General features: G+C 70.4%; 10 protein-coding genes. 7 read left to right on the top strand and 3 right to left on the bottom strand.

Features of this window, described 5'->3' with window-relative positions; all coding sequences use genetic code 11:
- The first annotated feature begins 297 nt into the window (after positions 1 to 297).
- Positions 298 to 1563: an MFS transporter gene (locus tag DMP23_RS10115; RefSeq protein ID WP_337820893.1), complete on the top strand. Its 1266-nt coding sequence runs from the start codon at positions 298 to 300 to the stop codon at positions 1561 to 1563.
- A 36-nt stretch (positions 1564 to 1599) separates the two neighbouring features.
- On the opposite strand, the gene DMP23_RS10110 is transcribed toward DMP23_RS10115, so the two are convergent.
- Entirely contained in the window at positions 1600 to 2679 is a 1080-nt protein-coding gene (locus DMP23_RS10110) for a DUF6801 domain-containing protein (protein WP_337820892.1), read from the bottom strand.
- A gap of 67 nt (positions 2680 to 2746) precedes the next feature.
- Positions 2747 to 3982 carry a DUF6801 domain-containing protein gene (locus DMP23_RS10105; protein ID WP_337820891.1) on the bottom strand — a complete coding sequence of 412 codons (1236 nt, stop codon included), beginning with the start codon at positions 3980 to 3982 and terminating at the stop codon, positions 2747 to 2749.
- 320 nt (positions 3983 to 4302) lie between these two features.
- Between DMP23_RS10105 and DMP23_RS10100 the strand changes: the two genes are divergently transcribed.
- The 3 genes from DMP23_RS10100 to DMP23_RS10090 are packed head-to-tail and all read left to right on the top strand — an operon-like array spanning position 4303 to position 6524.
- Positions 4303 to 4866 carry a hypothetical protein gene (locus tag DMP23_RS10100; RefSeq protein WP_337820890.1) on the top strand — a complete coding sequence of 188 codons (564 nt, stop codon included), beginning with the start codon at positions 4303 to 4305 and terminating at the stop codon, positions 4864 to 4866.
- The gene (locus DMP23_RS10095; protein WP_337820889.1) at positions 4863 to 6047 is read left to right on the top strand and encodes a lipase family protein; all 1185 of its coding nucleotides are present in this window, start codon (positions 4863 to 4865) and stop codon (positions 6045 to 6047) included. Before DMP23_RS10100 ends, DMP23_RS10095 begins: the two co-directional genes overlap by 4 nt.
- A 3-nt stretch (positions 6048 to 6050) precedes the next feature.
- Positions 6051 to 6524, top strand: a complete 474-nt coding sequence (locus DMP23_RS10090) for a GtrA family protein (protein WP_337820888.1) — start codon at positions 6051 to 6053, stop codon at positions 6522 to 6524.
- A gap of 27 nt (positions 6525 to 6551) precedes the next feature.
- Here DMP23_RS10090 and DMP23_RS10085 read toward each other — a convergent pair whose 3' ends face one another.
- Positions 6552 to 7733, bottom strand: a complete 1182-nt coding sequence (locus DMP23_RS10085) for a helix-turn-helix domain-containing protein (RefSeq protein ID WP_134730675.1) — start codon at positions 7731 to 7733, stop codon at positions 6552 to 6554.
- 188 nt (positions 7734 to 7921) lie between these two features.
- On the opposite strand from DMP23_RS10085, the gene DMP23_RS10080 reads away from it, so the two are divergent.
- The 3 genes from DMP23_RS10080 (at position 7922) to DMP23_RS10070 (ending at position 12543) form a co-directional block, all read left to right on the top strand.
- Positions 7922 to 9121 carry a PucR family transcriptional regulator gene (locus tag DMP23_RS10080; protein WP_337820887.1) on the top strand — a complete coding sequence of 400 codons (1200 nt, stop codon included), beginning with the start codon at positions 7922 to 7924 and terminating at the stop codon, positions 9119 to 9121.
- A 937-nt stretch (positions 9122 to 10058) separates the two neighbouring features.
- A complete protein-coding gene (locus DMP23_RS10075; protein ID WP_337820886.1) occupies positions 10059 to 11012 on the top strand; it encodes an alpha/beta fold hydrolase in 954 nt (317 codons plus the stop codon).
- Between the two features lie 196 nt (positions 11013 to 11208).
- Positions 11209 to 12543, top strand: coding sequence for a helix-turn-helix domain-containing protein (locus DMP23_RS10070; protein ID WP_337820885.1), 1335 nt, complete (start codon positions 11209 to 11211; stop codon positions 12541 to 12543).
- Positions 12544 to 12551 lie beyond the last annotated feature (8 nt).

The raw sequence follows: 12551 nt of genomic DNA, 5'->3' as shown, positions 1-12551 counted from the left end.
CCAGCACCGCCCACAGTTCGCTCCACAGCGCCTTGCGATCCTGCTCGTCATGCAGGTCGAGCAGGGCTCCGACCATCTCGTCGCCTCGGTCGGCGCGGTACCAGGCCGGGAGGACGCGGACCAGGGCGCGGTACTTCGTCTCGGTGCCGGTCATGCTCGTGCTTCCGCTGCGTGCGGGCTTCGCACCATGCTCCACATATATCCTAGGACGATATATAGCGGCGTACGTTGCTTCATCGGCCGCGAAACTTCGCCGAAGCGGCGTTGAGGCTGCTCATCCGCCCCTACGGTCACTCCATGAAGTCTTTGCGGGATGCCCTCTCGCTGGATGAACTCAGGGGGAAGAAGGAACGGTTCTTTGCGGTCTCGATGTCGATCCTTTACCTCGGCACCGGCCTGTCCTACTCCTCGCTGGCGATCTACCTGATCCGCTACGCCGGCCTGTCTCCGTCGGTCTACGGGGCGGGCATGAGTGTCGCCGCGGTCGTGGGGATCGCGGCGGGTCCGCTCGCGGGGTGGCTGGCCGATCGCCGCGACGGACATGCTGTTTACGCGGCGCTGGTGTGGTTGATGGGCATAGCCACCTTGAGCTTCACCGTCGCGCCGGGCTGGGTGGCGCTTGTTCTGCTGAGCGTGCTGGTGGCATGCGGCCGAGGCAGTGCGGCGGTGATCGGCGCGCTGATCGGGCGGGCCGTTGATGCCGAACGCCGGGTGCCGTACCGAGCGGTGCTGAAATCGCTGAGCAATGTCGCGATGGTTGTCGGCCTCAGCCTTGGCGCGCTGGTGCTGGGATTCGGGTCGGTTGTTGCGTTCCGGGTCAGTTTTGCCGTCGAGGCAATGACTTTCGTGGTCGCCGGGATGCTGGTTCGGACAGCCGGGAAGCGCCTCGCGCCGAAGCGGGCGGATGCGGCGCGGGCGGACGAGCCGGGTGCGGGCCGGGCGAACGTGCTGCGGGACCGCCGGTTCGTGCTGCTCACGATCGCCAACGGCGTGCTGACGTTGTCGGAATCGATGATCACCATCGCGTTGCCGTTGTGGGTGCTCGGCCGGATGCACGTCCCGCTGTGGCTGGTCTCGGTGGCGCTGGTCGTGCAGACAGGCGGCATCGTGGTCTGCCAGATCCCGGTGAGCCGCCGGGTGACCGATGTGCCGACGGCGGCCAGGGCGGCCCGGCTCGGCGCGCTCCTCCTCGCCGCGGCCGCCGTGCTGTTTCCGGTCGGGGCGCGCGCCGATCGCGGTGCTATCGCTGTCGCCGCGATCGTCGGGATCGCGCTGGCCGTCGTAGGCGGAGAAGTGCTGTACGGCACCGCTTCCTGGTGCTTTCTCTACGACCTGGCACCCGAGTCGGCGCTCGGCCGGTACCAGGGCTTCTACAACATGGGATTCGACCTGAGCATGATCGTCGCACCGTCCCTGTTCGGCTGGTTCGCGAGCACCGGCACCCAGATAGGCTGGTTCAGCCTGGCAGCGGTGTTTCTCGTGACCGGACTCGCGTTGACGCCACTCACCCGCCGGAGACCACCCCGCGCACAGCCGGAACACAGCACTCGCCCGCCAGCCTAGGCGAGCACCGTGCCCCGCTACCCGATCCCCCGGGGTCTACCGTGCCGTCAACGCGACAGCGAAAGCGTTCCCTTCCCCCTGAAACAACGAGCTGAGGTACCCGGTGAAGGCACCGCAGTCAGTCAACGGCGGGATCGCGTACGTCCCAGACACCGGGCCACCAGCGGCTAACGCGAACCCGGTGCCAGTGCGCAAATCGACCGGGATCGGGGCGCTCGTGTGACAGTTCTGGTCCGCGACGGGCACGCCGAACAGCGACACTTGCGGCACGGCCAACGCGAGCTTCGTGTGCGCCACGAATCCCCCGTCGCCCAACGAGCCGGTTTGCTCGCCGTCTGGTGTGAAGCGCAGTTCGGCGGTTCCTGGCACGAATCCGAAGAGCTTGAACGCCGCTTGGGCCGGGTCGAATGCCGGGCGGTCGCTGAAAGACGGCTGCGTGGTGACGGCGAAAGAACCGTTGAGCGGCACCGTCGTGCCCAATGCCTTCACCGTCGTCGTGCCGGTGAGGCTGTAGTGGTAGCCGCTCTGCGTGGTGCCGACGTCGAAGCTCAGCAGTACCGAATCCTGTCCCGGGTCGAGTGTGCAGTCCGAGGTGAACGAGCCCAGTCCGGTGAACGATCCGTCGGCCTTCTTCGGGGTCAGCCGGGTGCTGAAGCCGCCGAGGGCGACCGTTGTCTTGCCTGCGTTCGGGACCACTATCGGCGGTACCGAGCCGGTCGCTTGGGCGGTGAACGGACCCGACTGCGGCAGCGTCGTCTTCGCCACGGTGAGCGGTACGGTTACCGGCAGAGTGAGGGAGCCGTTGGCCAGCGTCACTTCTGCGGCGGCAGTCCCCTCGACGCTCGCTGCGCCGACTAGTGCCAAGCCGCGCGTGGCTTTGTCCGGAACGACCACCGAGACGGCGAGACCTGAGGTCGTGAGCGTGCCGCCCGGTGCGGACGGTACGTCGAACGACGCCTTCACCTCCACGTCCAGTTTCTGTTCCCCGATCAGGGGAAACGGGCAGGTGTAGCTCAGCTTCTTGTCGACCTGCGTCGCCGCGGCCGAGGGAGAAGCCAGGCAGGCGACGGCGAGGCAGGCGAGACCCGCCGCGAGCAACCACCGGGCTTTCGGCACGGTTTCCCCCTTTCCGAGGGCATGGCACCGGTCCCCGCCGCGGCGCGGCGGGGACCGGCAGATCGGATTACTGGCGGGCGAGGTTCAGGTCGAGCGTGTTGCCGTCGCTCTTGGCGAACGCGCTGATCCAGTCGTTGAACGAACCGCAGTTCTGGAACGCCGACAGCGCGTAGGTCCCGGTCAGCTTCCCGCCCTTGAGCAGGTCGAAACCGTCGCCGGTGCTCATCTCGCTGGTCGACGGGCTGACCGTGCCGCACTTCGGGTCGGTGCTGATCGGGAAGCCGAACAGGTTGACCGTGGGCAGGAAGACGTCGAACTTGATGTGCGCCTTGAACCCGGTGCCGACCAGTTCGCCGCTCTGCGTGCCGTTCTGCACGACCTTGACGTCCGCGCTGCCCGGCAGGAACCCGAGCAGCTTGAAGTCGGTCTTGGTCGCGTCGAGCTTCAGCGAGCCGGTGAACTTCTTGGCCGCGATGTCCACGTCGGCGTCGAAACCGCCCTTGATCGGCGCGGTGCTGCCGAGCGCTTTCAGCGCGGTCTTTCCGTCGATGCCGAACACGAACTTGGTGCCCCCGGGCGGCGGCGTGTCCGACGTCGGCGGCGGGGTGGCCGAGGTCGGCGGCGGCGTGTCGGACGTCGGGGGCGGCGTGTCCGAGGTCGGCGGCGGGGTCGAGGTCCCGCCGCCGTTGACGGTGATCGTGGCGAGGGTGTTGTTCTGGCCCGGGTCCTGGGTGCACGGCGCGTTGATGGTGCCGTCCGGGGTGATCCCGGTGACCGAGCCGTCCGCCTTGCGCGGGGTGACCTTGAGCGCGAGGTCGCCCACGGTGATCTTCGCCTGGCCGGGCTGGGTGAACGTGAGCGACGGCGTCTTGCCGGTCGCGTTGATGTTCATCTCGCCCGACGGCGGGATGTTCGTCTTGTCCAGCGCGATCGGGACGCTGACCGGGAGGTCGAGGCCGGGTGCGGCGACCTTCGCGCTCGCGGTCGCGCTGCCTTCCAGGGTCGTGGCCCCGATCAGGCCGAGCCCGCTGACCGTGTCCGCGTTGATCGTGGACACGGCCTTGATGTCGAACGCCCCGGTCGCCTGCCCGGCGTTCACCGCGGGCGGCAGATCGGTGTTGATCACCACCTTCAGCGACTGCGATCCGACCAGCGGGAAGGTGCAGTGGTAGTTCAGGGTCAGCGAGATCGGGTCGGCGGCACTGGCCTGGGCCCCGACCACCAGCGCGGCGGCGACGAGCCCCGCCGCGCCCGCGGCCGCGGCGGCCACGACCGTCTTCTTCTTGCCTCTTGGGTGACTCACGATGGTCCTTCCGGGTATCAACAGTGATACGAAAAGGCGGAGCGGTAAAACGGTAATCGCTACCGGTCAGCAAGCTAGCGAGCGAGGAGAGCGCCGATCAAGGGCTGGCGCGTAAATCTCGCGGGCAGTCCGGCAAATTGTCACCCCGGCACGCCGTGCGGGCCGTTTTCCTAGCAGGCGCAGGCGACTTTCCCCGCGCCCGCCGCACGAACGGGGCGCTGACGCGGGTGACAAAACCGAATCCGGAAATGTTTACGCGCGTGCCAATCGGGCATTCCTTTCTTGCCCGCCCGCGACCGTGCTGCGTAGCCTCGAAAACCATGAACAGAATGCACAGCGCGGTGCTGGCGACGTCGGCCGCCGTGCTCATCTCGTGCGCCGCCTGCTCCTCGGCCGCGCCCGCCGACACCGGCCGGCACGCCGACCCCGCGGCGCTCGCGTGGGTCGACAAGGTGTGCACCAGCGTCGCTGCGGGCTCGGCGAAGCTCTCGCAGCCGCCCGCCGCCGACAGCGCCGCGCCCGGCAAGACGCGGGACGCGATGGTCGCCTTCCTCGACCGGCTGGGCTCGGCACTCGGCGACATGGCGAGCGGTCTCCGCGCGGCGGGCGTGCCGCCCGTCCCGGACGGACAGTCCGCAGTGGACAAAGCCGCCGCCAACCTGAGCGAGACCACGAACAAGATCGCCGCGACGAAGTCCGCGATGGAACAGGCGAAGGTCGACGACCAGGCGAGCCTGCACCAGGCCATCGCCGCCGCCGACGCGACGATGGGCCAGCTCACCGACCCGGAGGGGCCGATCAAGGACCTCAAGGCGAACCCCGAGCTGAACCTCGCCTTCGCCGAATCCCCCACCTGCAAGCGCGTTTACGGGACGAGTTCGTGACCGCCCGCCGCGCGCTCGCCGCGCTGGTCGCGCTCGTCCTCGCCGCGGCGCTCGCCCCGGCCGCCGCGGCGGAGCCCAGCCCCGGCCCGCCCGACGACTCGTTCTACACGCCGCCTTCCCCGCTGCCCGCGGGCAAACCCGGCGACGTGATCCGCTGGCGGCCGTCGAAGGCCGGGCCGCGCAAGGCATCTGTCGATGCCTGGCAGGTGATGTACTTGTCCACCAACGCACTCGGGAAGCCGGACGCGGTTACCGGCACCGTGCTGGTGCCGAAGAACGCGAACCGGGCCAGCGCGCCGGTCGTCGCGTTCGCCCCCGGCACGCACGGCCCGGCCTTCGCCTGCGCTCCGTCGAAGATGATCGACATGGGCGCTTTCTACGAGCAACCCGGCCTCGACGACCTGCTCGACGCGGGCTACGCCGTCGCGGTCCCGGATTACGAGGGCTACCAAAGCTCCCCCAAGACGACGTACGTCGTGGGAAGGTCCGAAGGGCCGGCCGTGATCGACGCGGTCCGCGCGGCACAGCGACTCGCGCCCGCCGGGCTTTCCAGCACGTCGAAAGTGGTCTTCCGCGGCTACTCCCAAGGCGGCGGCGCGGCGGTGTGGGCGGGCGAACTGCAACCGTCGTACGCGCCGGAGCTGAATCTCGCCGGGATCGCCGCCGGCGGGGTGCCCGCCGACCTGGTCCAGGTGACGCTGCAACTCGACGGCAAGTTCGGTTTCGGCGTCTTCGCCTACGCCCTGCTCGGCCTCGACCAGGCCTACCCGGAGCTGAAACTCGATTCGTTCCTCAGCGACAACGGCCGCGCGAAGCTCGCCGAGATGAAGCAGAGCGCGTGCACGTTCGAGCTGCTGACGACGTACGCGAATCAGAAGATCGCCGACTACACCACGAGTCCCGGCTACATCCAGCCCGCGTGGGCGGCCCGGCTCGCCGAGAACAAGCTCGGCACCACCCCGCCGAAGGCCCCGCTGTTCCTCTACCACGCGACCGGCGACCAGCTGGTGCAGTTCGCGCAGGCCGACGCCCTGCACAAGACCTACTGCGCCGCCGGCGTCCAGGAAACCTGGAAGACCTACGACACCGACCACATCACGCTGGTCTACACCGGCAACGCCGACGTGCTGTCCTTCATCAAGGACCGGATCGCCGGCAAACCGGCTACGTCGAACTGCTGATCCATGCCCGGGCCGCGCGCACTGTTCCGCTTCGCCGTCGTCGGAGCGGCCGCCTACGGGGTCACCGTGCTGGTCGACTACAGCCTCAAACTCACTGTGCTGCAAGAGAAACCGGTGACCGCACTGGCGATCGCGACGGTCGCGTCGACGGCCTTCGCGTACTTCCTCTCCCGGCAATGGTCGTTCGTGGACAGAGGCGGCCACGGACGGCTGCGAGAAGCGACGCTGTTCTTCGCGGTCAATGCCGGTGCGGTCGCGGTGAATCTCGTGCCGTTGCTGGTATCGCGGTACGTCCTTCGGCTCGAAGAGCCGCATATCGGGTATCTGGCACAGGAAATCGCGGACTTCGTGGCGGGGATGATTCTGGGCACGGCGACGGGCACGGCGTTCCGCTGGTTCGGTTATCGGCGGTGGGTCTTTCCGCGACCGGCTCGTCCGAAGGAGATCGACGGCGAGCTGGTCGCTAAACTTCCGTAAATATCGCCCGGCAGGCGGGCGCTCCCGTCAGCCCCGCTCCGGGAGCGCCCGTTCCGCCAGCAACGCCAGCTCGAGCCGGAGCCGCTCGCCGGGGTCGGTCAATCGGTTCCCGAACAATTCCGCGAGCGTTTTCAGCCGCGCGCGGATCGTTTGCGGGTGCAGGTCCAGCATCCGCGCGAGCTCCGGGGCGCTGCCTCGTGTCCGGACCAGCGCCAGCAGCGTCTCCGCCAGGTGCTCGCGCCGTTTCTCCGGAAGCCCGGCGAGCGGGGCCAGCGTCGTCTCGGCCAGCTGCGCGGCCAGGAATTCGTCGGCGAGCAGCAGCAGCGCGGGCACGTGGTCGCGGCACCAGACCACCGGGCCCGGCGCGTCCAACAACCCCCGGGCCGCCAGGCCGGCCGCGCGGCGGGCGACCCGGAACGATTCGGCCGCCGAGCCGGACGGCACCAGCGGGCCGACCGCCGCGGTCCAGCCCGCGGGCAGTCCGGCGAGTCCCGCCAAGTCGGCGTCCGGCGCGGCGGTGAGCGCCGCGGGCGGATCGCCCGCGAGGTCCGCGATGACGTGGTCCGGCAGCAGGTCCGGCGGAAGCCCGGGCGCTCCCGGGACCGCGCGGAACACCACCGCCGCGACCCGCTCGGGCAGCCCGGCCGGACTGTCCTCTTCGGTCCGTTGCCGGTCGCCGAGCAGCGCGCGGAGCACGCGGCGGTTGCGCTCGCCGTCGCCGGACAGCTCCGCTTCGGCCGCGCTGTAGCCCTCCGCCACCGCCGTCATCGCCGTCTCGACGTCGCCGAGCATGCCCTCGGCCATCCCGTAGACGACGTCGCCGGACAGGCCGGTTTCCTGGGCTATTTCGGCGATCCAGCGCCACATGACCCGGCTCGCGACGCGCACCGCGGCCTGCACCGACTCCCGGCTGAGCCCCTCGTGGAACGCCGTCCGCCCGTGCGCGCGGAAATCGGCGAGCCGGTCGCTCTGCCACATCGCGGGAGCGCCCACGCGGTCGATGTCCCGCTCGATCCCCCGCCGGGTCTGCTCGATCGCGGCGCCCCGCCCGGGTTCGCGGCCGAAGCAACCGGAATATTCCGGGATCTCGGCGGCGACGGCGTCGACGCACGCCCGGGCGATCTCCGGGATCCGCGGGCGCACCGCGTCGCCCAGCCGGCGCGGGATCCGCGCCCACACCGAGCCGTCGGAAGCGGCGGAACTGCGCATGGCGATTTAATCCCTCACTCGGAAATTGAAGTTTCAGGAATAACCGGCACGGAGCGTAGAACGCGCACTCGTCCGTGTCAAAAGGACAGGTTCGCGTCGCTCTTTCGGGCGCCGATCGTTCATTTTTAGTGACGCACGTTTTCAGCTACGCTCACCTCCCTCCGTCCCAGCGCCTCGAAGGGGGATTCGTGGTCGAGTACCGCAGCTTCGCACTGCTGGCCTCACTGCCGCGCGCGCTCGGCGCGTGCCTGCGCCCGCACGCGGCGCACGCCGCCGCCGCGATGATCCAGGAGACCCAGCGCGCGGTCCCGGCCTACGGCCAGCCGCTCAAGGGGGTTTTCGGGAAGGTGCTGGTCCGCAGCGTCGAGTACGCGGTGCTGCACTGCGTCGACTCGATGGGCGCGCCGGACCTGCCGCACGAGCAGTGGATCGCGTTCTACCGCGCCCGCGGCGCGATGGAGTTCAGCGAGGGCCGCAACCTCGACGCGCTGCAGGACACCGCCACGATCGGGGCCAGGGTCGCGTGGCGGGCGATGCACCCCGCGGTGGTCGCCGCGGGCGTCGACCCGGCCGTGATCTCGGTCGGCGCGGAAGCGATCTTCGCCTACGTCGACGAGCTGTGCGCCACCGCGATCGCCGGCTACCAGCAGGCCCAAACGGACGCCGAGGGCGCCGTGCCCGCCCGGCGGCGACGGCTGCTGGAGCTGATCGTCCAGGCCCCGGAAGGCGCGGCGAGCAGCATCGCCGAACTGGCGAACGGGGCGGGCTGGCCGCTGCCTGAAACGGCCGCGATGGTCGCCCTCGAGCGCGCTCCCGAGGCGAGCGATTTCCCGGCCGAACTGCTCGGCGGCGGCGTGCTCGCCGACCTCGACGGCCCGGAGCCGCATCTGCTCGCCGTCGATCCGGACGCCGACCTGGCCCCGCTTGCGGCGATGCCCGCCGGCTGGCGGGCCGCGGTGTCGCCGACCGTGCCGCTGGCCGACGCGCCGGCCGCGTTGCGCACCGCGCGCCGGGCGCTACAGCTGTCCGGGCCGGAGACTCCCGGACCGGTCATCTGGTGCCGCGACCATCTGGCGACGCTCTGGCTGCTCGCCGAGGACTTCCTGGCCGCCGAACTGGCCCGGCAGAGCCTCGACCCGTTCGCCTCGCTGAGCGCCAAGCAGCGCGACCGGCTGAGCGAAACCCTGCTGGCCTGGCTGGAAACCCGGGGCGGGGCGCCAGAGATCGCGCAGCGCCTCGGCGTGCACCCGCAGACGGTCCGCAACCGGCTGCGGCAACTGGAGGAACTGTTCGGCGACCGGCTCAAGGACGCCGATGACCGGCTCGGCATGCAATTGGCCCTGCGCGCCCAGCGCCTCATGCGGGCACACCGTCCGACGGACAACTGACCCGCGACCGGTCCACGCGCGCGGTCCGCTGCCGCGAACGTCCGTGAAGGGCTCCTTTTCGGCGACTGGCTCGGCATGCAACTCGCCCTGCGCGCCCAGCGCCTCATGCGGGCACACCGTCCGACGGACAACTGACCGGCGACCGGTCCACGGGCGCGCTCCGGCGCCGCGAACGTCCGTGAAGGACTCCTTTTCGGCGACCGGCTCGGCATGCAACTCGCACTGCGCGCCCAGCGCCTCATGCGCGCGCACCGTCCGACAGAGAACTAACCCGCGGCCAGTCCATGCGCGCGGTCCGGCGCCGCGAACGTCCGTGAAGGACTCCTTTTCGGCGACCGGCTCGGCATGCAACTCGCACTGCGCGCCCAGCGCCTCATGCGCGCGCACCGTCCGACAGAGAACTAACCCGCGGCCAGTCCATGGGCGCGGTCCGATGCCGCGAACGTCCGTGAAGGACTCCTTGAGGGAATCTGAGTCCGGCAAGGAGCCCTTCACGGACCTCAGCGAAGCGTGGCGCGCCCCCAGGGCCGCGCCGCCGGGCGCGCCGGAACAGGCGGAGCAGCCGCGCGGTCGTCATCCGGGGCATTCCCCGGCCGGTGCCCCGCTCCAGCCTGCTCGCGGGCATTGGCAGCACCCGCCGCCACGGTCTCCCGAGCGGCCGCGGCGAGGGCGGCCGGTGCTCTTGGCGGGCGAAATGAATCCTCGCGCGGCACGACATCAGTGCGTCCGGTGCGTCATTGCGACCATGCGTCGAGGATGACCCGGACCCCGCCGCGATGTCGACAAGCCGTTCGGCGGTCCCGGAAAATCCGCACCCGCGAACGTTTTTTCGTTTCTTTTACTGTCACGCGCGTGCCGAATTCCCGGAAAGTGGCGTTTGCCACAGCGGGGAAAGCGAGCGGCTGCCCTAATTTCGGATTCGCGAGAAAGGCTGCCGATGACACTCGAGACGTACACCCTCGTCCTCCACGGCCGACGGGTCCGGCTGCGCGAATACCGGCCCGCCACCGACACCGGCGACGAAGCAGTCGTGCTGCTGCACGGAATCGCGGGCAGCATGGCGACCTGGACCCCGGTTTTCGACCGCCGCGCCACCTTCGACCGCCGCGTGCTGGCACTGGATCTGCCCGGCCACGGCGATTCGGACGCACCCCGCGCGGACTACGGGCTCGGCGCGATGGCGAGCATCGTGCGGGATGCGCTCGCGGTGTCCGGCGTCCGGCACGCGACCGTCGTCGGGCATTCGCTGGGCGGCGGCATCGCGATGCAGTTCTCCTACCAATTCCCGGAAATGTGCGACCGGCTGGTCCTGGTCGGCAGCGCCGGGCTCGGCACGGAGGTGAGCCCGGCGCTCCGGGCCGCCGCGTTGCCCGGCGCGGCCGCTTTCCTCGCGCTGGCCGTCAACCCGGCGACGCTCGCGCTCGCCCGCGAGGCGGCGCGGCTCGGCAGGCGGCTCGGCGGGTCATTGAAAACTGAAACACGAGAGCTGGCCCGGCGTTTCGGCTCCCTCGCCGATCCCGGGCGGCGGCGGGCGTTCCTGTCCATCGCGGGCAGCCTGATCGACCTGCGCGGCCAGCGCGCGAGCGCCGCGGAGAAGCTGTACCTGGCCGAATCGGTGCCGATGCTGCTGGTCTGGGGCGCGCGCGACCCGCTGATCCCGGTCGCGCACGGGCGGCGGACCGCCGAACTCCTGCCGCACAGCAGGCTCGTCGTCCAGGAAAACGCGAAACACTTTCCACACGTGGCCGACCCGGACGGGTTTTGCCTGCTGCTCAACGAGTTCCTCACCGATACCGAGCCCGCACGGCTCACCGCCGACGACGTGGCCGCCCGGCTCGCCGCCTCGGTCGGGGACACGAAAACGCCCGCCGGAAAATTGTCATCCGGATAGCATTCGCGGCGTCCGGAGGTATCACCTCCACCCACCTCTTTCCACCCGTTCGGGTGTAGTCCGGACGGGCGACGGACCCGGCGGTCACCGGCCCGTTGACAGTGCCGTTCCGGGGAAATTATGTTGCCTGTGCCGCAAAATCTGGATCGGCTTCGACCGCGAAGAGGCCGGTTTTGTTGCCAGCAAGGATAAAAACATGACCGACGTGGACTCCGGGTTCGTCCGTCCCGCACCGCTGGGCTACCGGCCGCACCCCGGCGAACGCACCGCCGGACCTTCCGCCCGCCCGCGTTCCGGGCCGGTCCCGCCCGCCCCTCGGAGCCCCGCGGAAACCCGGCCGGTCCGGGCTTCCAGCGCGCTCGGGCTGTGGGCGTCGCTCCCCCGCGAGCTGGCGGTCCGCTTCACGCCGCGGGTCGATCCGCTGGCGACGGCCATCCTGCGCGAGGTCCAGCTGGCGGTGCCGGAGTACCGGCAGCCGATCGAAGGCGCGTTCGGGCACGTCATCACCCAGGGCGTGCGGCAGGCGATCGTGCAGTGCCTCGACAGCGTCGGCAAGCCCGCGGCCGCTCCCGCCGCCGCCTGGTCGGCGGTCTTCCGCGACCTGGGCAAGATCGAGTTCGCCGAGGGCCGCAGCCTCGACTGCCTGCAGACCGCTTACCGGGTCGGCGGGCGGGTGGCGTGGCGGCACCTCTCGGAGTTCGGGCAGACCGCCGGGCTCCCCGCGGAAACGCTCTGCACCAGCGCGGAAGCGATCTTCGCCTACGTCGACGAGATCTCCGCGCTGTCGATCGAGGGCTACACGGCGGCACAGACCCGCGCGGCCGGGAACCTGGCCCGCCGCCGGCGCCGGCTGCTCGACCTGCTGCTCGCCGATCCGCCGTCCGCGCCGCAGACCATCGCCGCGCAGGCCGCCGCCGCGCAGTGGGCGCTCCCGGAAGAGGTCACTGTCGTCGCCCTCGAACCGCGTTCCGGGCAGCATCGCCTCGCCACCCCCGACCTCCATCCGGACGTCCTCGTCGACTTCGAAGGCGCCGAACCGTGCCTGGTCACCGGAGCCCCGGACGAGCATCTGGCCGACCTCGCCGAGCGGCTGCCCGGCTGGCGCGCGGTGCTCGGCCCCGCCGTCCGGCTCGCCGACGCGCCGCGGTCGCTGCTCTGGGCGCGCCGGACGCTGCGGCTGGTCCAGCGCGGCGTGCTGCCGGACGCGCTGGTCACGCACTGCGCGGACCACCTGTCGACGCTGTGGCTTCTCGCCGACGAATTCCTGGTCCGCGAACTGTGCGAGCGCAGCCTGGAGCCGTTCCGGGACCTCACGCCGAAACAGCGCGCGCGGCTCGGCGAGACCCTGCTGATCTGGCTGCAGTCCCGGGGCAGCGCACCCGAGATCGCGAAGATCCTCAAGGTGCATCCGCAGACCGTCCGGTACCGCATGCACCAGCTCACCGAACTGTTCGGCGCGCGGCTCGACAACGCCGACGACCGGCTCGACCTGGAGATCGCCCTGCGCGCGGAAGCGCTGCTCGGCTCCTGAACCGCGTC

It is taken from the genome of Amycolatopsis sp. A1MSW2902 (genome assembly GCF_017312175.1).
Taxonomy (GTDB): domain Bacteria; phylum Actinomycetota; class Actinomycetes; order Mycobacteriales; family Pseudonocardiaceae; genus Amycolatopsis; species Amycolatopsis nivea.
The sequence above is the reverse complement of the archived record's forward strand: the minus strand, read 5'-3'. Positions and strand labels throughout refer to the sequence as shown.

What these genes read in the sequence shown, in the direction of transcription:
- DMP23_RS10115 (WP_337820893.1), top strand. Translation starts at nt 298, where the DNA reads ATGAAGTCTTTGCGGGATGCCCTCTCGCTGGATGAACTCAGGGGGAAG.
- DMP23_RS10100 (WP_337820890.1), top strand. Translation starts at nt 4,303, where the DNA reads ATGAACAGAATGCACAGCGCGGTGCTGGCGACGTCGGCCGCCGTGCTC.
- DMP23_RS10090 (WP_337820888.1), top strand. Translation starts at nt 6,051, where the DNA reads ATGCCCGGGCCGCGCGCACTGTTCCGCTTCGCCGTCGTCGGAGCGGCC.
- DMP23_RS10085 (WP_134730675.1), bottom strand. Translation starts at nt 7,733, where the DNA reads ATGCGCAGTTCCGCCGCTTCCGACGGCTCGGTGTGGGCGCGGATCCCG.
- DMP23_RS10075 (WP_337820886.1), top strand. Translation starts at nt 10,059, where the DNA reads ATGACACTCGAGACGTACACCCTCGTCCTCCACGGCCGACGGGTCCGG.
- DMP23_RS10070 (WP_337820885.1), top strand. Translation starts at nt 11,209, where the DNA reads ATGACCGACGTGGACTCCGGGTTCGTCCGTCCCGCACCGCTGGGCTAC.